The following is a 22,667-nucleotide window of genomic DNA, read 5'->3' as shown; positions in this document are numbered from 1 at the left end:
TTGCTGTCAGCGTGTGCGGATGCGCGGATCGATGACCGGCGCGACGAGGTCGGCAAGCAGGTTGCCGATGATGATGGCAAGCGCCGAGGTCAGCGTGACGCCCATGATGATCGGAATGTCGACCTGCTGAATCGCCTGCCAGGCGAGCTGGCCGATGCCGGGCCAGCCATAGACCGCTTCGACCACGACCACGCCACCCATGAACTGGCCGATATCGATACCGATCATGGCGATGATCGGCAGCACGGCATTGGGCAGCGCATGCCGCAGGATGACGCGCTTCGAGGAAAGGCCCTTGGCGCGCGCCGTGCGGACATAATCCTGGTTCAGCACGTCGATCATCGACGAGCGCACCATGCGGGCGTACCAGCCGGCGCCGCAGATGCCGAGTGTGACGGCAGGCAGGACGAGATGCGAGAAGCTGCCGTAGCCGCTCATCGGAAACCAGCCGAGCGTTGCCGCCAGCAGGTAGAGTAGCAGCAGGGCGACGAGAAACTGCGGCGCCGAGGTGCCGACAAAGGAGGCCATCATCACCAGCCGGTCGACGAAGCCGCCACGGCGCACGGCAGCGATGGTGCCGAGCGTCAGGCCGAGCACCACCTCGACGAAGATGCCGGCAAGCATCAGCGTCAGTGTTGCCGGCAGTCGGGCGGCGATCAGCGTCCAGACATCGGTCTTCTGCGCATAGGAGCGGCCGAGATTGCCATGCAACAGATTGCCGAGATAGGTGCCGAACTGGACCAGCAGCGGCTGATCGAGGCCGAGTTCATGGCGGATGTTGGCGACCGTCTGGGCGGTGGCGCTGCGGCCGGCGATCATGCGGGCCGGATCAGCCGGAAGGGCGTAGAGCAGCACGAAGGTGATCGCCGCGACGCCGAGCAGGATGAGGGCCGCCTGCGCCAGCCTGCGGAGCATGAGCGACGCCATCAGCCCCTCCCGCGCTGGGTCGGGTCGAGAATGTCGCGCAGCGCATCGCCAACCAGATTGAAGGAAAGCGCCGTCAGAAGGATGATCGCGCCCGGAATGAAGACCAGCCAGGGGGCGGCCTGGAAATAGCTTTGGCTCTCGAAGATGATGTTGCCCCAGGAGGGCTGCGGCGGCTGGACGCCGACACCGAGGAAGGAGAGTGTGGCCTCGAGCAGCACGGTGGTGGCGATGCCGAGCGTTCCCCAGACGATTGCCGTCGGCACGAGATGCGGCAGGATATGCATGAAGAGCACGCGCATATGGCCGGCGCCCAGCGACCGTTCGGCCATGATGAAATCGCGCTCCACCAGGCCGCGAGTCTCGGTATAGACGATGCGGGCGACCTGCACCCAGTTGACGAGCGCGATCACCATGGCGACGATCCAAAGGCTCGGCTTCAGCAATGCGGCGAGCACGATGGCGAGCAGCAGCGCCGGAAAGGCCATCATCAGATCGGTGAAGCGCATCAGGATGTTGCCCGCCAGTCCGCGGAGATAGCCGGCAACGATGCCGACGATGAGGCCGATCGTCACCGCGATGCCGTTGGCGACAAGGCCGATGATCAGCGAGGTGCGGGCGCCGAAGAGCAGGCGCGAGTAGAGGTCGCGGCCGAGCGTGTCGGTGCCGAGGAGATAGGGGCCTCCCGGCGGCAGCGGCGCGCCTTCGAGCGAAAGACCGTCAAACATCTGCTCGTCTGGACTGAACGGCGCGATCCAGGGCGCTGCGATGGCGAGACCGATGACGAGCGTGACGACGATCAGGCCGAAGAGGGCCGTCGGCTGGCGGATCATCTGTTTCAAGACATGCATCAGCCCGCCTCCGGCAGAGGTTCCGCGCCCGCCAGGATGAAGGCTGATATCTGCTCCATCGGCAGGCGGCGGCGCATGGCGCAATTGCGCAGGATTGCGTAAGCGCTCTCCTCGTCGATGCCGTGTGCGGCCTGAAGCTTTTCGACGGCGGCGTGAACGAGCGGCCGCAGCCGGACGCGCTCTTCGAGATATTGCAGCTTTTCCGCAGTCGTCTTGCGCTCCCGATGAATGGAGACGGCCATGACAAGCGCCGGATAGACGGCCGAGGTGGCGATCGGCTTGGCGATGATCGCGCCGGCGCCCTGTCCGAGCGCCCAGGCGATGCGGCCGGGCGCTTCCGAACCAAGCAAGGCGACAACGGGGCAGGCCGGCGTTTCGCCGTTCCAGGGCAGCAGATCGTCCCAGCCCTGGTCGGCATCGACGATGACGAGATCAGGCAGCACCGCGGCCGAAAGCGGCGCCCATTGCAGCGTTGCGTGGATGCCGAGCAGGCGAAGCTGACGGATCAGCCTTTCGGTGTTGCCGTCCTCGCGATGCAGGACCGTCGCCTGCCAGCCGGTGAAATTGGGTGTCTCTCTCATGACACCACCCTCAGCCGCGGAAAGGCCTGCCGGTTGCGGCCGGTCAGATAGGGGTCGGCAGCGAGCGGCGGCCGCGAGGCGACGACATCGAAGCCGTTGTCGGCGTTGATCCGGCCGAGATGGAAGGGCAGGGCGGCATGATTGGTCTCCCGGTCGATCGCCAACGCGCCGAACAAGGTCGGCCAGGACCGATTGTGGAGCTCGCGCCGGACGGCGTCGGGATCGTCACCGCCGGCAGCGACGATCGCGTCGACGCAGAGCCGGACGGCCGTATAGGCGCTGGCAAAGACGCTGGAGACACGCCGCTCGGCGCCGTGACGCTCGGTGACACGTGCCTTGAAGGCGGCATTTTCGGGGGTCGCGATACTGTCGAAATAGGAGGCGGCGCAAAGCTGGCCGGCGGCAGCACCTGCGGCGATATCGTCGAGTTCGCATTCCATCAGGTCGCAGCTGACCACCGGGCAGTTTTCCGCGCGAAAGGCAGGGTCGCGATCGCCGAGGGCCTTGATCGCCTCCAGGAAGGCGTAGCTCGAGGGACCGATCAGATTGTTGAGGATGAAGCTCGGGCGGCGCTGCGCGATCTCGGCGACGATGCGTTCGACGGCGGTCTCCTCGAGCGGAAGATAGCGTTCGCCCAGCACCTCGCCACCGGCATTGGTAATGAGCTCGCGGGCCAGCCGGTTCATCTCCCAGCCCCAGACGTAGTTGGCGCCGACGAGATAGGGCCTTGCGCCGTAACGCGGGATCAGGTGCTCGAAAAGCGGCAGCAGATGCTGGTTCGGGCAGCCGCCGACATAGATGACATTCTCGTTGGCCTCGAAACCTTCATAGGGGCACATGTACCAGAGCAGGCCATCATGTTTCTCGACCAGCGGGATGACTTCCTTGCGCGCCGCAGACGTGATCGTGCCGACGATATGGCGGCAGTTGGCGCGCAGAAGATGGCGCGCGCCGTCGAGATAGGCGGCAAGATCGGCATGCGGGTCGAAGAAGACGGGCTCGATCGCCAGCCCTTCGACGCCGGCATATTCGGCCATCGCGAAATCGGCGCCGTCGCGCGCGTCACGACCCATCGAGCCGTAGGGCCCGGTGGTTGAAAAGAGGATGCCGATTTTCAGCGCGTCGTTCATGAAGTGACCATATCAAAAACCCCACGACGCTGGTCCCATCGAGCGATGAGGCGTCATGGGGCGAAACTGCCCAGAGACTATCGGAGTCATGTCAACGCGGCCGGCCTTCTGCCTAATCCGCAGGCTTGAGTAAAATACAGGCAGCTTGTCTTTGTCAAGTGTGCTGCGCTGCACTCGCAGTCATTTGATCTTGTTCTCTCAGTAGAGCCGCGAAGGACGATCTTCTAGCTCAAATCATGCAGATCCTTGGTGATCGCCGGGCCGATCGAGAATTCTGAAAAGCGGACCGTCAGGCCACTGCGTTCCGGCGTGCAGGCGGTCGGTCCGACCTCGTAATGCGCTGCTGCCGGGAAGGGCGCTAGCCGCAGCAGCGGCCAGAAGCTGCCGTCGCGCGAGGCCTGGATGCGCATCGCTCCGTTTGCAACGGTGACGCGGATGCGGAAATCCTCCAGTTCCTTGAAGGGTTGTGCCACGGACCAGTCGGACTTGCCGTCGGTGACGACGGTGCTGAGGAAGGCTTCGCCGTCGGTGAACTCGACGCCTGTTTTCACCCAGCGCCTCTCGTCGAGACGCACCATCAGGCCGGCCTGATCATAGAGGGTGCGGAATTCGCCCTGGACGCGGATCTGCGCGGTGAAGCCGTCGGCTGTGGGAAAGCCGAGGAAATGGCCGCTGTCGCGGGTGAAGCCGTAATGGGTCTCCCGCCAGAAATCGGTTTTCTCATCGGTGGTCAGGGTGAGGGCGGCTTCGGTCGCCTGCCAGTGTGCCGGCTCGTTCAGCCATTTTCCTTCGTTGAAATCGATGCTCATGCTGTTTTCCCGTTCCGCTAAAGCCTGACCGCAGGGTGATCGCCTCATCTTGGCATAATGCGCGGCCGTGGTGCAGGCGGGCGCAGCCGAAGATTGTGGGTTTTTGCGGCGTCCCGGTATCCGCCCCCAAGCATAATCCGTCGGTCGTGCTTGACAGGATCGATCCATCTCCTATTCTGTTACAAAAAGATGAATTACATAATTGTGGAACTAAACGGGAGCCCTCATATGAAAACACTGGTCGCATTCCTTCTCGGCACCGCGCTCGTCGCCCTGCCTTCGACGCTCCTTGCCCAGGAAAAGGGCGGCGTCATCAATGTCGCGACGATCGGCGAGCCGCCGACGCTCGATCCGATGTCGTCGACGGCCGATCTCGTCGGCATCGTCACGCAGCACATTTTCGAAACGCTCTACACCTTCGACAAGAGCTGGAACGTCACGCCGCTTCTCGCCGAAAGCCTGCCTGAGATCAGCGCCGACGGCAAAACCTATACGATCAAGCTCAGGACCGGCATCAAGTTCCACGACGATACCGACATGACCTCGGAAGATGTCGTCGCTTCGCTTGGCCGCTGGATGAAGATCGCCTCGCGCGGCAAGCAGGTGGCCGGCTTCATCGACAAGGTCACCGCCGCCGATCCGGCAACCGTGACGATCACGCTGAAGCAGCCCTATGCGCCGCTGACCTCGCTGCTCGCCTTCAACAATTCGGCCGCGATCATCATCCCCTCCGAAAAGCAGGACGAACCGATGAAGGACTTCATCGGCACCGGTCCCTATATGCTGAAGGAGCGCAAGGCCGACCAGTATATCCAGCTCGTCCGCTTCGACGGCTACAAGTCACGCGAAGGCGACAGCAATGGTTATGGCGGCGCCCGCCGCCAGTATCTCGATGAGATCCGCTTCGTGCCGGTGCCGGATCCGAACACCCGCGTCGAGGCAGCCGTTTCCGGCCAGTATGATTATGTCGACTCGATCCCGGTCGAATCCTACGACAAGCTGAAGGCCTCCACCGCCTCGCAGCCGATCATCCTGAAGCCCTTCGGCTATCCCGTCTTTGTCTTCAATACGAAGGAAGGTATTGCCGGGAATGTCGAGGTCCGCAAGGCGATCCGTCAGGCGCTCAGCATGGAAGACATGCTGGCCGCGGCCTTCGGCAGCACGGATTTCTACGCGCTCGACGGCGCCATCTATCCAAAGACCTTTGCCTGGTCGACGGATGCCGGCGTCGAGGGCGCCTATAACGTCGCCGATCCGGAAGGGGCGGCCGCTGCCGCCAAGAAGGCCGGCTACAATGGTGAGCCGATCCGTATCCTGACCAGCCGCCAGTATGAGTTCCACTACAAGATGGCGCAGGTCGCCGCCGAATATCTGAAGCTTGCCGGCTTCACCGTCGATATGCAGGTTGTGGACTGGGCGACGCTGACGCAGCGCCGCACCGATCCGAAGCTCTGGGATATCTACATCACCCATAGCCCCTTCCTGCCGGAGCCGGCGCTGATCGGCTCGCTTTCGACCAGCTCGCCCGGCTGGTGGGATACGCCGGCCCGCAAGGCCGCCGTCGATGCCTTCACCTCGGAAGTCGATCCGAAGAAGCGCGTGGCGCTCTGGGCCGATGTCCAGAAGGCGATCTATGCCGACGCCCCCTTCATGAAGATCGGCGACTTCAACGCCGTTTCGGCAGTGTCGGCCAAGCTTGAAGGCGTCGATCCGGCTCCGTGGCCGTATTTCTGGAATGCTTCGATCAAGAAGTAAGCATCGCCACCGATACCGGCCATTCCTGGTCGGTATCGGTCTTCTTTTTTGCCGCATCTGCAAAGGTTTGCCAGGGATTCATGATACGCTACATCCTCCAGCGCCTGTTCGGCATGATCGTCGTGATGTTTCTCGTCGTCACGATCGTCTTCGTCATCGTGCGGGTGACCCCGGGCGATCCGGCCGCCGTCATGCTCGGGCCGGATGCGACGCCGCAGGATATTGCCGACCTCAGGTCCCGGCTCGGCCTCGATCAGTCGCTCGGCCTGCAATATGTCTATTATCTCGGCCAGATGCTGAGAGGTGATCTCGGCCAGTCGATCTTCCTCAACATGCCTGTCACCTCGGCCTTGCTCGATCGGGCCGAGCCGACCTTCTTCCTGACTTTGTTTTCGCTCGCCATTGCCAGCATCATCGCCCTGCCGATCGGCATCTATGCCGCCTATCGGCGCGGTTCCTTCGTCGACCAGGCGGCAACGACGCTCGCCATGTTTGCAGCCAGCATTCCGAGCTTCTGGCTCGGTCTCATTCTGATGCAGTTCTTCGCCGTCAGGCTCAACCTCTTCCCGGTTTCGGGTTATGGAGGTCCGGGCTCGACCTTTCTCGAGCGCATGTATCACCTGACGCTGCCGGCCTTTGCACTCGGCATTGTCTCCTCGGCGCTGATCCTGCGCTTCACCCGAGCGTCGATGCTCGATGTGCTCGGCGACGATTATATCCGCACGGCCCGCGCCAAGGGGCTGATCGAGCGCCGGGTGATCCTCAAGCACGCGCTGAAGAATGCGCTGATCCCGATCCTGACGGTGATCGGCCTGACGGCAGCAGTGCTGATTTCAGGCGCCGTCGTCACCGAGACGGTCTTCGGCCTGCCGGGTGTCGGCAATCTCGTCGTCTCGGCGGTGCTGCGCCGCGACTATCCGGTCATCCAGGGCGCGCTGCTCGTCATCGCCGCCCTCTACGTGCTGATCAATTTTGCGATCGACATGCTCTATCTGCTGATCGATCCGAGGGTGCGCTACTGATGGCCGATATCGCAATCAAATCAGTCGAAGGCGAAGGCAGCAAATTCGTCAAGCGCCTGCTGAAGCGCAAGACGGTCGCCTTGGGTCTGCTGATCCTGACGATCTTCGTGCTTCTGGCGGTCTTCGCGCCTGTTGTCGCGCCCTATTCGCCGTCGAAGCTTTCCATCGTCAACCGGCTGAAGCCGCCGAGCGGCGCCTTTTTCTTTGGCACAGATGAGTTCGGCCGCGACGTCTTCTCGCGGACGATCTTCGCCGGCCGCCTGTCGCTGCTCGTCGGTGTTGCGGTCGTGACGCTCTCGGCCATAATCGGCGTGACGCTCGGCCTGCTTGCCGGCTTCTTCCAGAAGCTCGACACGCCAATCGCCCGGCTGATCGACGCGATGATGGCGTTTCCGGATATTCTGCTGGCGATCGCGCTCGTCGCCGCCCTCGGCCCGTCGCTGACGACCGTCATCATCGCGCTGTCGATCGTCTATGCGCCGCGCCTTGCCCGCATTGTCCGCGCGTCGACGCTGGTCATTCGTGAACTTCCCTATGTCGAGGCGGCGAGGGCGCTCGGCATTTCCACGTTTCACATCATGACACGGCATGTGCTGCGCAATCTGCTGTCGCCGATCCTGGTGCAGGCTACCTTCCTCTTTGCCAGCGCGATGCTTGCCGAAGCCGGCCTGTCTTTCCTCGGCCTCGGCGTCAGCCCCGAAATTCCGACCTGGGGAACGATGATCGCCGCCGGCCGGCAGTATATCGGCCAGGCCGACTGGATGACGCTGTTCCCGGGTGTCGCCATCATCCTCTCCGTGCTGTCGCTGCAGATGGTCGGCGATGGCCTCAGGGACATGCTCGATCCAAGACTTCGCAAGGATCTTTAATCCGCCGGCCAAGCGTCGGCCCAATCGAAATTCGCCTAATCGAAAATTGCATGACAGGAGTTTGCGTGAATCAGTTTCCCACCGCCGCCGGCAAGGTCGAGAACTCGCCTTACGAACGGCTTGCCGCCCTCGGCATTGCGCTTCCGCCGCCGCCGCCGCCGATCGCCAATTTCGTCACGCATGTGATCGAAGGCAATATGCTTTATCTCTCCGGCCAGGGCCCGCGTGAGGCTGACGGCTTCATGCATGCCGGCAAGGTCGGCGGTGGGGTCAGTGTCGACGAGGCCTACGGCCATGCGCGGCTGACCGGCATCAACCTGCTTGCCGTCATGCAGGATGCGCTGGGTGATCTCTCCCGGGTCAAGCGGGTGGTCAAGCTGCTCGGCATGGTCAATGCCGTGCCTGATTTCGAGGATCATCCAAGCGTCATCAACGGCTGCTCGGATCTGCTGATCGCAGTCTTCGGGCCGGCCGGCGAACATGCCCGCTCGGCCGTCGGCTTCGGCTCACTGCCCGGCAACATCACCGTCGAGATCGAGGCGATCGTCGCCTTGCACGGCTGACGGGAGCTCGACACACTTGATCGACCGCACCATGTTTCGTTTTTCGACCCAGAATTCTGGAGATCTCCATGTCCACTGATATCCGCCCGTCGCTTGGCCTTCGCCCTGTCATCAATGTATCGGGCACGATGACCAGCCTCGGCGCCTCCATCGTCGTTCCCGAAGCGATCAGCGCGATGGCATCGATCCTGCCGCACTTCGTTGAGATCAACGACCTGCAGCGTAAGGCCAGCGCCGTCATCGCAAGGCTGACCGGCGGCGAGGCGGGCTTCGTCACCGCCTCCTGCTCGGCCGGCATTTCGCTGGCCGTCGCCGGCGCGATCACCGGCAACAATCTGTTGGCGATCGAGAGGTTGCCGGATGTCGTGCCGGAGAAGAACGAAGTGCTGGTGCAGATGGGCCATGTCGTCAGTTACGGCGCCCCGGTCGACCAGGCGATCCGGCTTGCCGGCGGCAAGGTCGTGCTTGTCGGGCAGGCGACCTCGACGCATCGCTTCCACATGGAAAACGCCATCACCGACAAGACCGCAGCCGCCGTCTATGTCGTCTCCCACCATGTCGTCGATTACGGCCTTTTGAATCTCAAGGAATTCGTCGAGATCGCCCATGCCAAGGGCGTGCCCGTCATCGTCGATGCGGCCTCGGAATATGATCTCAGGATTTTCCTGGAGCAGGGGGCCGATATCGCGCTTTACTCCGGCCACAAATTCCTCGGCGGTCCGACTTCGGGCATCGTTGCCGGCAAGAAGGAGCTGGTGCGTCATGCTTTCCTGCAGAATATGGGCATCGGCCGCGGCATGAAGGTCGGCAAGGAGAGCATCTTCGGCGTCATGGCGGCGCTCGAAGCCTGGGAAAACCGCGACCATGCCGGCATCCGGGAACGCGAAACCAGCTATCTCAACCTGTGGAAGCGCACGCTCGACGGTCGCCCGGGCCTCACCGCGATGATCGAACCCGACCCGACCAACAATCCCCTCGATCGGCTGCGCCTGATCGTCGATCCCGAGCAGGCCCATATTACCGCCTGGGATCTGGCCGATGCGCTTGCCAAAGGCAGCCCGCCGATCATCGTGCGCGATCATGAGGTGGAGCACCGCTATTTCTACCTCGACCCCTGCAACCTGCACCCCGGCGAGGAGACGATTGTCGCGGAGCGCCTGGCGCAGGAACTCGACAAGGCACGTGCTTCCAACGAGATCATCGCAACGCCGATCGAGAACCGCAGCAGGCACCGCTTCGACGGTGCGCTGCGCTGGCCGGATTGATCCGCCGCCGCTCATCTGTCGCAAGAGGAACCACTATGGCCACTGCCCAAGCGCAACCGATTGAGATGACGACCGACGTTCTTTCCGTCGAAAGGCTGACGACATCCTTCCTGGTGGATGGCGTCTGGAAACCGGTCGTGCGCGATGTTTCCTTCACCGTCGCTCCGGCGGAGACGGTGGCGATCGTCGGCGAATCCGGCTCGGGCAAGAGCGTCACCTCGCTCTCGATCATGCGGCTGCTGCAGGCGGATACGAGCCGCGTCGAGGGCCGTGTCATGCTCGGCGGGCGCGACCTCTTGGCCTTGCCGGAAAATGCCATGCGGCAGGTGCGCGGCAACGAGGTGGCGATGATCTTCCAGGAGCCGATGACATCGCTCAATCCGCTCTTCACCATCGGCGACCAGATATCCGAGGCGCTGCTCTGCCATTCCGATATGACCAAGGCCGATGCCAAAGCCGAGACGATAAGGCTGCTGGAAAAGGTCCGCATCCCTTCGGCCGCCTCGCGCTTCGGCGAATATCCGCATCGCTTCTCCGGCGGCATGCGCCAGCGGGTGATGATTGCCATGGCGCTCGCCAGCCGGCCGAAACTCTTGATCGCCGACGAGCCGACGACGGCGCTCGACGTCACCATCCAGGGCCAGATCCTCGATCTCATCAAGATGCTGCAGGACGAGGAGGGGACCTCCGTTCTCTTCATCACCCATGACATGGGCGTCGTTGCCGAGATCGCCGACAGGACGGTGGTGATGTATCGCGGCGAACAGGTGGAAAGCGGCGCCACCGCCGATATCTTCCACCGCGGCAAACATCCCTATACGAGAGCGCTACTATCAGCCGTGCCGGTGCTCGGCTCGATGCAAGGCCGGCAAAGGCCGCTGCGCTTTCCCGTGGTCAATACCGCAACGGGTGAATCAGACATTCCCGCCGAGGTCACCGATACGGTGGCAGCAACGCCTGTGCTGCAGGTGAAGAACCTCACCAAGCGTTTCGACATCCATTCCGGCCTGTTTGGCCGGCTGACCAGCCGGGTGCATGCCGTCGAAAACGTCTCCTTCGATCTTCATGCCGGTGAGACGCTGTCGCTCGTCGGTGAATCCGGCTGCGGCAAATCAACGACCGGCCGCGCCATCATGCGCCTCATCGAGCCCCAGGCCGGTTCCGTTCTCGTCGAGGGCAGGGAGGTGCTCGGCCTCGACAGGAAGGATCTGCGCGAGATGCGCAAATCCGTGCAGATGATCTTCCAGGATCCCTTTGCCAGCCTCAATCCGCGTATGACGGTCGGTGCTGCGATCGCCGAACCCTATCTCGAACACAGGATGGGCACCGCAAAGCAGGCGAAAGATGTCGTCGCCGATCTGCTGGTGAAGGTCGGTCTCTCCTCGGAGATGGCGGCGCGTTATCCGCATGAATTTTCCGGCGGCCAGCGCCAGCGCATCTGCATCGCCCGCGCGCTCGCCCTGCAGCCGAAGGTCATCGTCGCCGATGAAAGCGTCTCGGCGCTCGACGTCTCGATCAAGGCGCAGGTCATCAACTTGATGCTCGATCTGCAGCAGAGCCTCAACCTCGCCTTCCTGTTCATCTCGCACGATATGGCGGTGGTCGAACGTGTCAGCCACCGTGTGGCAGTGATGTATCTCGGCGAGATCGTCGAGATTGGCCCGCGGGCCGCGGTCTTCGAAAATCCGCAGCATTCCTATACGAAGAAACTCATCGCGGCAGTGCCCGTGCCGGATCCCGACCGCCGCCATGAAAAGCGGATGGTGGCGAATGACGAGATCAAGAGCCCGATGCGCCCGGTCGACTATCAGCCTGCGAGCACTTCTTATCGCGAAGTCGGGCCGGGCCACCTGGTCATGGCCGATCGGTAGACTTGCCATCGCGTTTCGGATCTGACGGGCGCTATTCCATCGCCAGGATCATGTTGCGCACGACGGGGTAGATTTCCCCCTCCCAGCGGCGGCCGCTGAAGACGCCGTAATGTCCGACATTGGCCTGAAGATGATGGCGCTTCAGATGCGGGCGCAGTCCACGACAGAGATCGTGCGCGGCCGACGTCTGGCCGAGCGCGCAGATGTCGTCGCGGCCGCCCTCGACGGTCAAGAGCGCCGTGTTGCGAATCTGGCCCGGGTCGACCTTGCGGCCATGGTGGGTGAGGTCGCCGGTCGCGAGTTCCGCTTTCTGGAAGACGCGTTCGATGGTCTCGATGTAGAATTCCTCGGTGAGGTCGAGCACGGCGAAATATTCGTCATAGAAATTCTTGATCTTGCCGGCCTCGGCGGTCTCGCCCTTCGCCAAATGGTCGTAAAGCTTGCGATGAGCGTCCTGGTGGCGCTGCATGTTCATCGACATGAAGGCGACGAGCTGGAGGAAGCCGGGATAGACCCGCCGTCCCGCACCCCGATAACGCCAGGGAACGCCCGTGATCAGCGAGTTCTCGAACCAGGCGAGCGACTTCGATACGGCAAGCTCGTTGACCTTCGTCGGGCTTTCGCGCGGGTCGATCGGCCCGGCCATCAGCGTCATGGTCCGCGGGGTGGCGGGATGCCGCTCTTCCGACATCACGGCAACGGCGGCCAGCGCCTGCACGCAGGGCTGGCAGACGGCGAGGATATGAGCGCCCGGACCGATTTCCTCCAGGAAATGCATGATATAATCGACATAGTCGTCCATGCCGAAGCGTCCGGCCGACAGCGGCACGTCGCGGGCGTTCGCCCAGTCGGTAATATAGACGTCATGATCGCGCAGCAGGGTTTGCACCGTGCCGCGCAGGAGTGTGGCGAAATGGCCGGACAGCGGGGCGACGACCAGCACCCGCGGCCGCTTTGCATCGGTGTCCGTTGCAAAGCGCAGCAGCGTGCCGAAGGGCATGTCGAGTAAGGTCTCGACGGTGACAGGCACCACGCGATTGCCGATCATGACCGAGTCTATCGCGAAATCCGGACGTTGGTGGGTGATTTCGAAGCGTGAGATCATCTCCAGCGCGGCGGCGAAGTGCCGTCCCATTTCGCTGCCGGATCCCCAGAGCGCTGTCGCGGAGAAGATTTGCAAGCGCCGCGCCAGATCGCGGAGCGGCGCGATGAGATCATCCTGGAACTGATAGGCCTGGTAGAGCATGGCCGAAATCTCCCGCACTGCCGCATCGATGCGGCGGTGCAAAAAATGCTAGTGGAATATATCCTGCCATGCGAGAAGATTATCGAGGAAGAAGCAACATTGTCCGACAAGGATACGAGCCCGATGTCGCAAGCTGCACTGACGATTTCCTCGAAGAACTACTCTTCATGGTCTCTGCGCGGCTGGCTGCTGTGCCGGATGGCGGGGCTGGACTTCGCCGAAGTCCTTGTGGAGATGGATGACGAGGCGCGTCAGGAACTGCTTCTGCTCTCGCCGTCGGTTCTGGTGCCGAGGCTGACCCATGATGACGTGACGGTCTGGGACACGCTGGCGATTGCCGAATATCTCCATGAGGTCGTGCCGGATGCCGGGCTCTGGCCCACTGAGCGCGCGGCGCGCGCCCGCTGCCGGTCGGTCTCGGGCGAGATGCATTCGGGTTTCCATAACCTGCGCTCGGCATTGCCGATGAACCTCAAGGCGCGGCATGCGAGCTTCAAGATATTCTCGGGCGCGCGGCCCGATGTCGAGCGCGTCAAGGCGATCTGGACCGAATGCCTCGAGGCAAGCGGTGGGCCCTGGCTGTTCGGCACCACGCCGACCGTGGCCGATGCGATGTACGCGCCGGTCTGCACCCGCTTCCGCACCTATGCGGTGGAGCTCGAACCGCGGCTTGCAGCCTATGTCGAGACGGTGTTGTCCTGGCCGCTGATGGGTGAATGGACCGAGGGGGCGATGGCCGAGCCGGACGAGATCGTCGAACTGGAAGTCGAGTTCTGACGGAAACGCGGCCGGGCGACTCGACGTCGATTTTCACGGTCCGAATTAAGAGTTGCCTGGAGGATGAGCGGCGCATAAAGCAGATGCAGTGCCAAAAAAGCCGCGAAGCCTGGACCGATGAACAGAGATTATTATTCGAAACTCGGCGGACTGCCGCCGCAAACCGAGCTGCTTTCCAGCAAAGCCGTTTTCACCACGGCCTACGCGGTCATCCCGCGCAGCGTCATGACCGATATCGTCACCAGCGTCCTTCCCCATTGGACGGGGACACGGGCATGGGTTCTCTCCCGGCCGCTCTCCGGCTTCTCCGAGACCTTCTCGCAATATGTGATGGAGGTTCAGCCGGGCGGCGGAAGCGACCGGCCGGAGCCCGACAAGCGAGCCGAAGCGGTCCTGTTCGTCGTTGAAGGCGAGATGACGGTGGAACTCGACGGCGCCAGCCATGCGCTACGCTCCGGTTCGTTCGCCTATATTCCGGCGGGTTCGGTCTGGCGTCTGAAAAACGGTGGTTCGACGGCGGCAAAATTCCACTGGATTCGGAAGGCCTTTCAGGAGGTCGAGGGGCTGGAGCCGCCGCCGGCGATCTTCACGCATGAGGACCGGCACCCCATTTCGGCAATGCCTGATACCGATGGACGCTGGGGGACGACCCGGTTCATCGATCCGGCCGATGTCCGCTACGACATGCACGTGAATATCGTGACTTTGGAGCCGGGTGCCGTGATCCCCTTCATGGAAACCCATGTCATGGAGCATGGTCTCTACGTGCTGGAGGGCAAGGCCGTCTATCGGCTGAACCAGGATTGGGTTGAGGTCGAGGCCGGCGACTTCATGTGGCTGCGCTCCTTCTGCCCGCAGGCATGTTACGCCGGCGGCCCCGGTCGGTTCCGCTATCTGCTCTACAAGGATGTCAACCGTCACATGACACTCTGGTAGGACCGGCGAAGGGACGATGAAGCTCGAAAGCGAACGTCTGATTTTGAGACCCTGGCGACCGCAGGATCGAAAGCCCTTCGCTGCGATCAATGCCGAGCCCGACGTTGTCAGATATCTCAATCCTCTGACTCATGAACAGTCGGATGCGATGCTCGACCGCATCGACCGGCACTTCGAGGATCATGGTTGGGGATTCTGGGCGCTGGAGGAGAAGGCAAGCGGCCAGTTGATCGGCATGTGCGGCCTCGCCAAGGTTTCAGCTACTTTGCCATTTGCCCCGGCAGTCGAAATCGGTTGGCGGCTCTCAGCGTCGCGGCACGGTGCCGGCTATGCGCGCGAGGCCGCGGGGCGGGCCCTCGACTTTGCATTCAACGAGCTGAAGCTTGACCGCATCGTCAGCTTCACAGTGCCCGCAAACAGCAATTCCTGGGGTTTGATGAGGCGACTGGGGATGAACCGGATCGGTGAGTTCAATCATCCCAATTTCGCCGAGGGGCATCCATTGCGTCATCACGTGCTCTACGAGCTGCGATCACCAAACGGTATTTGACCCTCCCACACATCGGCTTAAGCCTAGAGGTGGTGAATTAATAACTAAGCAATTTATGATTGTAAAAGTGGCGTAATCTATCTTATGGAACTGACAAAGATTTAGCCGCGTTTCTGGCTCAGCACACTTCTGCTTCGTCGCTTCATGCTGTTTCTCGTGGCGGCCATCCGGGCGACCTTCGTACTCTCGAATTTGCAGGCTGCGGTGGGCGTCCGACAATCAAAATTGCGATAAAAAGTTCGAGGCGCTTGCCTCGTTGCAGACATTCATCGCGGAGAAGTCGGAACTGTTTTGCTGGGCGCTCGTTAAATCCGCGGCGGGGGAACCAGAGATGACCAGGTCGAAGTTTGAATGGCTTGCGCGGGCTGGATATAGCGCCCGAGGCATTGTGTTTTTGCTCATTGCTGCGCTGGCAGTTTTTTCGAGCTTCGGCGGAAAGGCCGATACCAAATCAGCGCTCGACGCTGTCTTGGAACAGCCATTGGGCCGGGTGTGGCTGGGCTTGATAGGGCTCGGGCTACTCGGCTTTGTAGCATGGCGGCTTGCCCAGTCCATCGCGAACGCGGATAACCATGACCACAGTGTGAAAAGCTACCTGATCCGTGCAGCCCTTCTCGGGAGCGCCGTGACGTACATGGGGTTGGCGATATACGCCTTTCAGGGCGCCCTTGGTTTTGGATCCGGTGGCGACGGCGGAGAAAAGGGCTTGGCAGCCTTGGCCATGTCGCAACCGTTTGGTCGATTTCTGGCTGGTGCGATTGGTCTCGGGTTTGTCGTTGGTGGTGCTGTTACCGCGCTGAAAGGTATCACACGGCGATTTGAGCGATATCTCACGCTCGGTCAAAGCCGACCTCTGCTATTGATTTGCGTCTATGGCCTGGTTTCCCGTGGGGTCGTTTTCGTGATCGTCGGCATCTTCTTTTGCTATGCGGCCTTCACCGTCGATCCGGGCCAGGCGGGAAGCATAAGTGATGCCTTGACCTTCGTGAGACAGCTTCCTTTCGGAGCTGTTCTCTACCTCGTGGTGGCTATCGGCTTGGCGGCGTTCGGGATCTATAATTTGGTCGAGGCACGATATCGAACCGTGTCGACACCAAAACTGTCGCAGGTACGGTCGGAACTGCCACTATCTCGCAACTGAGAAGCATTTGAGAAAAGTCATGTCAACCTTGATGTCCATGACGGCTTTCGCTTCGGCGGCGCTGGTGCTCATGCGCCCAACCCGCGCTTCTGCAGCGAGCGCGTGCGCTTTGAATGCCGCTGCCTCGGTTTACGGGTGGTGGCACTTTTTCATTTAGGGGGAGATCTAACTTGAGTGTCGCGACCACACGCAAGGATTTCGACAGCAGCAGATTTCTTGCAGGGATTGCACGCGGTATTGCTGGAGCATTGCTTTTCGCGCTGCCCATGTTCATGACCATGGAAATGTGGGAGCTCGGCTTCTACATGGACCGCAGCCGCCTGTTTTTCTTGCTGATCGTCAATATTCCCCTCCTCGTTATTCTCTCGGACCGGATCGGATTTGAGCGGACGTCCACCTGGCGACAAGCGATCCGTGACGCAAGCATTGCCTACGGCCTTGGGGTTCTGGGCAGTGCACTGATCCTCATGGCCATGGGGGTTCTGAAATACGACCAATCTCCGCACGAGATTATCGGAATCATCGCCATCCAAGCCATACCTGCCAGCATTGGTGCGATGCTAGGTAGGAGCCAGCTCGGCGGACAATCGGACGGTGGTGACGATGCCAAGGAAGGCGACAGTGATGACCCAGTCCACGAACGGGAAACGAGCTACGCCGGTGAACTATTCCTGATGGCGGTCGGCGCCCTGTTCCTCAACCTCAACGTCGCGCCCACCGAGGAAATGATCTTGCTCTCGTACAAGATGACGCCGTGGCATGGCCTGCTCATGATCGCAGCCTCGCTGGCAGTCATGCATGGGTTCGTTTACGCCCTTTCTTTCAAGGGGAGCCACGATCTCGCCGAGGGTATGCCAAGCTGGCACGCTTTCCTTCGCTTCACCCTGCCGGGCTACGTGATTGCCGGTCTGATCAGTGCCTATTGCCTCTGGACGTTCCACAGAACCGATGACATCGGGTCGACCCAAATCCTTATGGCCGTTGTCGTTCTGAGCTTTCCCGGTGCCATTGGCGCGGCAGCAGCGCGCCTGATCCTGTGAGGCACCATGACAAAAATCTTCAACGACAAAAATGTGGAAGCAGGCGAACCGCATTGGATTGAATGGGCAACGGGCGTCGTCTCGGCCGTAATTGTCCTTGGCGTGATTGCTTGGATTGGCAAGGATGCATTGGTAGACCGTGACTCTTCGCCGAACCTGGTCGGGGTCGTGCTGCAGACCGAAAAGCGCGACGGCGGCTTTCAGGTCCTGTTCGAAATCCGAAACGATTCAAGCGCGACCGCGTCGCAGGTAACCGTCCAGGGCGAGATACGAGAACAGGGTGCGGTGCTTGAAAACGTCGAGACCGTCTTGGACTATGTCCCAGGACACTCGAAAGCCAAAGGTGGGCTGATATTCCAGCAAGACCCCGCCGGGAAAACGTTGACGGTCAGAGCGTCCTCATTTGATGAGCCATAGTCGATTTGTTAGGTTTCGACTTTCATTCAGCGCCCGCGATATCTCCGTAGCCGCCATGCTAGTCAGCACGCCGCGCGACACCGTTCAGTAACTGATAGTCGGCATTCCGACAGGAGACGTCGATTATTCTCGGAGTTTTCGGTCAGTCCGTTCGTCCAAGGGTGGAAAGTGCATCCTGTAGTCTAAGCGCCGCCAACGCCTCGGTTGCCTCATCCGAAGACCATCCCGCTTCCAGCGCCGCAGACAGGACCAGCGACTCCGTTTGAAGCTCAAGCTTTTCATAAAGAGGCTCGATGGCTTCGCGGGCTGTTACAACATGCTGGTCTGGCGGGGTGATGGGTGTGGCGGCAACCGTAGGCATGAAATGCTCCTCCTATTGAACGCTAAGGTTCGAAACCCATTAAGGGCATCCTTGTTCCATTCATATTGCCCTTTTGGCCTTCGAGCGGCGATGCGAAAGATGACGACGCCACATATAACGAAATTTCCTCCACCTCAGAAACGCGCGAATGATGATTGCCGGCGGGATCGTCTTGTGGTCGCCAACAGTCCCCTGCCTGGTGATCGGTGCGTTCGGGTCGAGCAGAAACGCGACCAACGTGCTTGCACTCTGCGCCACTACTTCGAGCTTGTCATCCGATAAATGCAGCCCCTGCTCCCCTTCTGCGAACGTCTGGGTATCGACGACAACGGAACCGCTAAAGACGTAGAAATAGAGGTCTCGGCCTTGTTTCTGCGGGAATTCCACCCGTACCCCAGCGTCTAGCCGTATGTCGAAGAAGTCGATCGCGCTGCGGACATAGAAGGGCGCGCCCTCCCCTTCCGGCCCGACCAGGTGTCGCCAGACGTTTGCCGCGGCAGCCGGCACAGCTCCGTACTGGATCTTCGGCTCGAGATCGACGGTACGAGGGCGAACGAGGATCTGCAGCATTCGCAGGGGCGGATCGGATGCCAGCGTCTCTTCGGAATGCCAGAAGCTGACCCCGGCATTCATCACCATCAGATGATCGGGGTCGATCACCAACCGGCCTGCGGCCCTGTCGTCGTGACGCATGACACCTTCTGGCACCCAGGAAATGATCTCGTCGTTCCGGTGCTCATGCATCGCAACCAGGCGGCCAGGGTCGAGCATGGATTCAACGACCATAGCGAGAGGGCCTTGGCCGTGATCGGTCGGCTTCGGCTTCAACCAGCCCGGCATGTTGACATGCGCGACGAAGCCTCCGGCATCCCGCACCACGAAAGTTCGTGCGCCCTTGATCAGCATCGCATCCTCCATGCTTGCAAGGCAGTGACGGCACCAGACTATTAGCCATCTGCTGGAAGGGCGCGTCAATGGAACAGAGTTTGGCGGACTACGATTGATGCCAGGCGGGAAATCCGATGCGACGTAAGACGCAGACACACAGTGCTATCTCTTGCTGAAAATGCCGATGAATGGCCTTAGTGGCAATTTGAAAAATATCGGGCGCAATCGATTCTTTGACAGGATCTGCAATGACCACCGAGGCACGTAATTCGCATCCCATCTACTTCGTCGGAGCTTTTGCCACGGGCGGGCTCCTGACTTTCATGGTGCACCTCAACGGGGAATTGGCCCGTTATGGCAATCCCCTGTTCTCATCTTGGACCGCACACGGCACCGGCATCATCGCAGCTGTCATTCTTCTTTTGGTGGTCCACCGCCGGCGCAGGCCGACGGTAGGAAAAACCCCCAACGCGCCGTGGTGGGCCTATTTCGGCGGGATATCCGGCGCGGCAACGGTCATTCTGACCTCGACGGCGGTCAACTCGCCGCTCGGGCTCTCCGGCACCTTGGCTTTGGGTTTGGCAGGCCAGGTCGTCTTCAGCGTCGCGGCCGACAGCTGGGGATTGTTCGGTCTGCCAAAGCGGCGCCCAGATAGACGAGACATCGCCGCGCTCGGCTTGGTCGTCACCGGGGCTGCACTCATTATACTGTTTGGGCGAGGTGCGGCGTGACGGTGTTCATTTTCTCTGCGTGCCTGGGCGGTGTGCTCGTTGGCCTCAGTCGTCAGCTCAACGGGCGGCTGAGCATATCGACGACGCCGCTGATCGCATCCTTCTGGAATCATGCCATAGGCTTTGCTGCCCTCACCTGCCTTGGTCTCTTTGTCGGAGGTCTGCTTCCTGCGGGCGTTGCCGAGGCGCCTTGGTATGCCTATTTGGGTGGTCCGATCGGCGTCATCTTCGTGGCGGCGGGCAGTTGGGTCATTGCTCGAATAGGAGCGGTGAATTCGGCTCTGCTGATCATCGGTGGACAGATGGTGACAGGGGTAGCGTTTGATTATATCAGCGCCGTTCCAACGTCGTTTTGGGCGAACGCGACCGGGATCGTTCTCATCGTCGGCGGCATGATGGTCAGCCGGAGACGACGCAAAGGTGACGGCACGCAATAGCTAAGCGCCGTGCCGCGATTCCGGTGCCATTGCTGACCGGGCAATTTCATCGGCCGGACGAAAGCCACGGGGACAGATAGGCGGCGGGAATGGCTCCCCGCCGCGGTTCGTTCAAGTCCGGCCTTCTCAGGCGAGGTATTTCGTAAACCAGTCGACCGTTCGCTGCCAGGCGAGCTTGGCTGCCGCTTCGTCGTAGCGGGGCGTGGAATCATTGTGAAAGCCGTGATTGACGTCAGGATAGACGTAGGCCTCGAATGTTTTTCCGGATGACTTCAGCGCAGCCTCATAGGCCGGCCAGCCTTCGTTGATCCCCTTGTCCAGCCCGGCATAATGGAGAAGCAGCGGCGCCTTGATCTTCGGTACGTCTTCGGCGCGCGGCTGCCGGCCGTAGAAGGGCACGGCTGCGGCAAGCTCCGGATAAGCGACCGCCGCAGCGTTGGCGACGCCGCCGCCATAGCAGAAACCGGTGATGCCGACCTTGCCGGTGGTGAGATCGCTGTGCATCAAAAATTCGACCGCCGCGAAGAAGTCGTTCATCAGCTTTTCCGGGTCGACCTTCTGCTGGAGTTCCCGCCCCTTTTCGTCGTTGCCGGGGTAGCCGCCGACCGAGGTCAGGCCATCCGGCGCAAGTGCGATGAAACCCGCCTTTGCCACGCGCCGCGCCACATCCTCGATATAGGGGTTCAGACCTCTGTTTTCGTGAACGACCACCACGGCCGCGACTTTGCCGGCGGCTTTTGCGGGGCGGACGAGATAGGCGCGGACATCGCCATTTCCCTTTGGCGAGGGATAGGTGATGTATTCGGCTGATATATCGGGATCGGTGAACTCGACCTGGGTCGCCAGCGCATAGTCAGGGCTCAGCGACGAAAGAATGGCGGCTGCCGTCACGCCGCCGACGGCGAATTTGCCGGCCCGGTCGAGAAACTCACGCTTGGTAATTCTCCCGTGGGCGTAATAGTCGTAGAGTTCGAGAAGTTCCTGAGGGAAATCCTTGGCTGTCATACGCGTCATGATGGCTCCTCCTTGCCTCTTTTGTTCTCACACCATCCTACACAGGTAAGCTCGCGACTCTTTTCAATATTTCGAGAGTTTCGCGTGAGCTTGCCGGCTGGGGCAACCGGCGCTGAGCGACTGCCTTGGCTTCGGGAGCATACGCGCTGCGTCCATCCGGCGAACCGCGTCCGGCCAGTCGCTGTAAGCAATCGGTCGCCAGCTATCGATCTATGAAAATTAATTTCATGCTCGTGCTTCGATGCCCGTTTTCTATTGACGCCTCCCGATTTTTGTCCCAACTTAAAGAAAATAAATTACTAAATGGGAACTTGATCGGCATGAAAGTGGGAATCATCGGGCTAGGATTCCGGCTCGGCTACCTCGGCTATGTTTTCAAGGCAATCGATAGCAGCTTCGACATTGTCGGCTATGTGGATCCGGAACCCGCCGGACTTCCCGGATTGACGGAAAAGGGAATTTCAGTCGGCAAGGCCTATGGTTCGCCGGAAGAGCTCCTCGCCTCCGAAAAACTCGATCTGCTGATGATCGGCTCTCCCAATCACCTGCATCTCGACCATATCAGGCTCGGGCTTCAGGCCGGACTCAAGGTCTTCTGCGAAAAGCCGATCGTCACGACCATCGCCGAAAGCATCGAACTTGCCCATCTGATGGCAAAATTCGGCCATGAGCGACTGATGGTCGGTCTCGTGTTGCGCTATTCTCCTCTTTATAAGGATCTCCGCGCCATCCAGGCCGAGGGTAAGCTTGGTCAGATCGTGTCGATCGAGGCCTCCGAACATATCGAGCCTTATCACGGCGCCTTCTTCATGCGCGACTGGCGCCGCTATGAGCGTTATTCCGGCAGCTTCATGCTGGAGAAATGCTGCCACGACCTCGATCTTTACAATGGCGTCGCCGGCGCACGGCCGGAGCGCGTCGCAAGTTTCGGCGGCCGCAAGAGCTTCATTCCGGCAAACGACCCGGCGCGCGAGGGCATCAACGACCTCGAGCTCTTCCACCGCAAGCCGAGCGGATGGATGGGATCGGACAAGGTCTTCGATAGTGATGCCGATATCATCGACTATCAGGTCGCGATCGTCGAATATGCCAATGGCGTCGGCATGAACTTCCACACCAACCTGAACGTGCCCGACCAGTTCCGCCGTTTTGCCATCATGGGGTCGCGCGGCATGGCCGAAGGCGATTTCGTGCGCGGTTATCTCGACGTTCACGAGCAACTGACCGGCAACAAGATCGTCGAAAACAAATATGCCGCCACTGAGCTCTCCCAGCATTACGGCGCCGATGAACAGATGGCGAGCGACCTGCTTGAAAGCGTACGCAGCGGGCTCGAACTTCCTGTTTCCACGCTGAATGCGCTCGAAGCCGGCATTCTCGCTTTGGCGATGGACGAAGCGAGGATGAAGAAAACCGTCGTCGATCTCAGACCGATCTGGGACCGCTTCGACGAAGCCCTTCACGCAAGAGCGGCTTGAGGAGAGCGGCA

At 61.0% G+C, this 22,667-nt stretch carries 24 protein-coding genes; 15 read left to right on the top strand and 9 right to left on the bottom strand.

All coding sequences use genetic code 11. The annotated features are described in order from the left end of the window. Positions 1-6: 6 nt before the first annotated feature. The 5 genes from G9X64_RS07520 to G9X64_RS07500 all read right to left on the bottom strand — a co-directional run bounded on the left by G9X64_RS07520 (position 7) and on the right by G9X64_RS07500 (position 4,295). On the bottom strand, positions 7-927 hold the full coding sequence (locus G9X64_RS07520) for an ABC transporter permease (protein ID WP_024320038.1): 921 nt from the start codon (positions 925-927) through the stop codon (positions 7-9). Continuing rightward, positions 927-1,775, bottom strand: coding sequence for an ABC transporter permease (locus G9X64_RS07515; protein ID WP_168315104.1), 849 nt, complete (start codon positions 1,773-1,775; stop codon positions 927-929). The genes G9X64_RS07520 and G9X64_RS07515 overlap by 1 nt, the downstream gene beginning before the upstream one ends. Then, a complete protein-coding gene (locus G9X64_RS07510; protein ID WP_168315105.1) occupies positions 1,775-2,356 on the bottom strand; it encodes an ANTAR domain-containing response regulator in 582 nt (193 codons plus the stop codon). The genes G9X64_RS07515 and G9X64_RS07510 overlap by 1 nt, the downstream gene beginning before the upstream one ends. Continuing rightward, the gene (locus tag G9X64_RS07505) at positions 2,353-3,486 is read right to left on the bottom strand and encodes a transporter substrate-binding protein (RefSeq protein ID WP_168315106.1); all 1,134 of its coding nucleotides are present in this window, start codon (positions 3,484-3,486) and stop codon (positions 2,353-2,355) included. Before G9X64_RS07505 ends, G9X64_RS07510 begins: the two co-directional genes overlap by 4 nt. Positions 3,487-3,710: 224 nt before the next feature. Further along, positions 3,711-4,295 carry a DUF1349 domain-containing protein gene (locus G9X64_RS07500; protein WP_168315107.1) on the bottom strand — a complete coding sequence of 195 codons (585 nt, stop codon included), beginning with the start codon at positions 4,293-4,295 and terminating at the stop codon, positions 3,711-3,713. A 228-nt stretch (positions 4,296-4,523) separates the two neighbouring features. Here G9X64_RS07500 and G9X64_RS07495 point away from each other — a divergent pair, with 228 nt between their 5' ends. The 6 genes from G9X64_RS07495 (at position 4,524) to G9X64_RS07470 (ending at position 11,640) form a co-directional block, all read left to right on the top strand. Beyond that, positions 4,524-6,050, top strand: a complete 1,527-nt coding sequence (locus tag G9X64_RS07495; protein ID WP_168315108.1) for an ABC transporter substrate-binding protein — start codon at positions 4,524-4,526, stop codon at positions 6,048-6,050. Positions 6,051-6,130: 80 nt separating this feature from the next. Beyond that, entirely contained in the window at positions 6,131-7,072 is a 942-nt protein-coding gene (locus G9X64_RS07490; protein ID WP_168315109.1) for an ABC transporter permease, read from the top strand. Beyond that, positions 7,072-7,941, top strand: a complete 870-nt coding sequence (locus G9X64_RS07485; RefSeq protein WP_168313079.1) for an ABC transporter permease — start codon at positions 7,072-7,074, stop codon at positions 7,939-7,941. Before G9X64_RS07490 ends, G9X64_RS07485 begins: the two co-directional genes overlap by 1 nt. A gap of 50 nt (positions 7,942-7,991) precedes the next feature. Continuing rightward, a complete protein-coding gene (locus G9X64_RS07480) occupies positions 7,992-8,504 on the top strand; it encodes a RidA family protein (protein ID WP_168313080.1) in 513 nt (170 codons plus the stop codon). Positions 8,505-8,572: 68 nt separating this feature from the next. Further along, complete coding sequence (locus G9X64_RS07475; protein WP_168315110.1) at positions 8,573-9,769, top strand: aminotransferase class V-fold PLP-dependent enzyme; 1,197 nt, start codon at positions 8,573-8,575, stop codon at positions 9,767-9,769. Positions 9,770-9,804: 35 nt separating this feature from the next. Next, positions 9,805-11,640, top strand: a complete 1,836-nt coding sequence (locus tag G9X64_RS07470) for an ABC transporter ATP-binding protein (protein ID WP_168315111.1) — start codon at positions 9,805-9,807, stop codon at positions 11,638-11,640. Positions 11,641-11,671: 31 nt separating this feature from the next. Here G9X64_RS07470 and G9X64_RS07465 read toward each other — a convergent pair whose 3' ends face one another. Further along, positions 11,672-12,886, bottom strand: a complete 1,215-nt coding sequence (locus G9X64_RS07465) for a polyhydroxyalkanoate depolymerase (RefSeq protein ID WP_168315112.1) — start codon at positions 12,884-12,886, stop codon at positions 11,672-11,674. 123 nt (positions 12,887-13,009) lie between these two features. Here G9X64_RS07465 and G9X64_RS07460 point away from each other — a divergent pair, with 123 nt between their 5' ends. The 6 genes from G9X64_RS07460 (at position 13,010) to G9X64_RS07435 (ending at position 17,747) form a co-directional block, all read left to right on the top strand. Next, positions 13,010-13,663: a glutathione S-transferase gene (locus G9X64_RS07460; protein WP_168315289.1), complete on the top strand. Its 654-nt coding sequence runs from the start codon at positions 13,010-13,012 to the stop codon at positions 13,661-13,663. A gap of 117 nt (positions 13,664-13,780) precedes the next feature. After that, positions 13,781-14,599, top strand: a complete 819-nt coding sequence (locus tag G9X64_RS07455) for a bifunctional allantoicase/(S)-ureidoglycine aminohydrolase (protein ID WP_168315113.1) — start codon at positions 13,781-13,783, stop codon at positions 14,597-14,599. Between the two features lie 16 nt (positions 14,600-14,615). Next, a complete protein-coding gene (locus G9X64_RS07450) occupies positions 14,616-15,149 on the top strand; it encodes a GNAT family N-acetyltransferase (RefSeq protein WP_168315114.1) in 534 nt (177 codons plus the stop codon). Between the two features lie 256 nt (positions 15,150-15,405). After that, on the top strand, positions 15,406-16,290 hold the full coding sequence (locus G9X64_RS07445) for a DUF1206 domain-containing protein (protein WP_171376286.1): 885 nt from the start codon (positions 15,406-15,408) through the stop codon (positions 16,288-16,290). Positions 16,291-16,403: 113 nt separating this feature from the next. Next, positions 16,404-17,330: a TIGR02587 family membrane protein gene (locus tag G9X64_RS07440; RefSeq protein WP_171376285.1), complete on the top strand. Its 927-nt coding sequence runs from the start codon at positions 16,404-16,406 to the stop codon at positions 17,328-17,330. A 6-nt stretch (positions 17,331-17,336) separates the two neighbouring features. Then, a complete protein-coding gene (locus G9X64_RS07435) occupies positions 17,337-17,747 on the top strand; it encodes a TIGR02588 family protein (RefSeq protein WP_168313088.1) in 411 nt (136 codons plus the stop codon). Between the two features lie 142 nt (positions 17,748-17,889). Here the strand turns inward: G9X64_RS07435 and G9X64_RS07430 are convergent, their stop codons facing one another. Continuing rightward, on the bottom strand, positions 17,890-18,108 hold the full coding sequence (locus G9X64_RS07430) for a hypothetical protein (RefSeq protein WP_018483477.1): 219 nt from the start codon (positions 18,106-18,108) through the stop codon (positions 17,890-17,892). A 60-nt stretch (positions 18,109-18,168) separates the two neighbouring features. Further along, positions 18,169-19,014, bottom strand: a complete 846-nt coding sequence (locus tag G9X64_RS07425; RefSeq protein ID WP_171376284.1) for a pirin family protein — start codon at positions 19,012-19,014, stop codon at positions 18,169-18,171. A gap of 230 nt (positions 19,015-19,244) precedes the next feature. Here G9X64_RS07425 and G9X64_RS07420 point away from each other — a divergent pair, with 230 nt between their 5' ends. Continuing rightward, positions 19,245-19,727 (top strand): DMT family transporter, encoded by a 483-nt coding sequence (locus G9X64_RS07420; protein WP_171376283.1) that lies wholly within the window; start codon positions 19,245-19,247, stop codon positions 19,725-19,727. Next, positions 19,724-20,164: a DMT family transporter gene (locus G9X64_RS07415; protein ID WP_171376282.1), complete on the top strand. Its 441-nt coding sequence runs from the start codon at positions 19,724-19,726 to the stop codon at positions 20,162-20,164. The genes G9X64_RS07420 and G9X64_RS07415 overlap by 4 nt, the downstream gene beginning before the upstream one ends. A 126-nt stretch (positions 20,165-20,290) precedes the next feature. Here G9X64_RS07415 and yghX read toward each other — a convergent pair whose 3' ends face one another. Next, positions 20,291-21,178, bottom strand: a complete 888-nt coding sequence (yghX, locus tag G9X64_RS07410) for a YghX family hydrolase (RefSeq protein WP_171376281.1) — start codon at positions 21,176-21,178, stop codon at positions 20,291-20,293. Positions 21,179-21,498: 320 nt separating this feature from the next. Here yghX and G9X64_RS07405 point away from each other — a divergent pair, with 320 nt between their 5' ends. Then, positions 21,499-22,656, top strand: coding sequence for a Gfo/Idh/MocA family protein (locus tag G9X64_RS07405; protein ID WP_171376280.1), 1,158 nt, complete (start codon positions 21,499-21,501; stop codon positions 22,654-22,656). The last annotated feature ends 11 nt before the right edge of the window (positions 22,657-22,667 follow it).

This window comes from Rhizobium sophorae (genome assembly GCF_013087515.1).
Taxonomy (GTDB): domain Bacteria; phylum Pseudomonadota; class Alphaproteobacteria; order Rhizobiales; family Rhizobiaceae; genus Rhizobium; species Rhizobium sophorae.
Note: the sequence above shows the minus strand (reverse complement) of the source record. Positions and strands in the feature narration are given on the sequence as shown.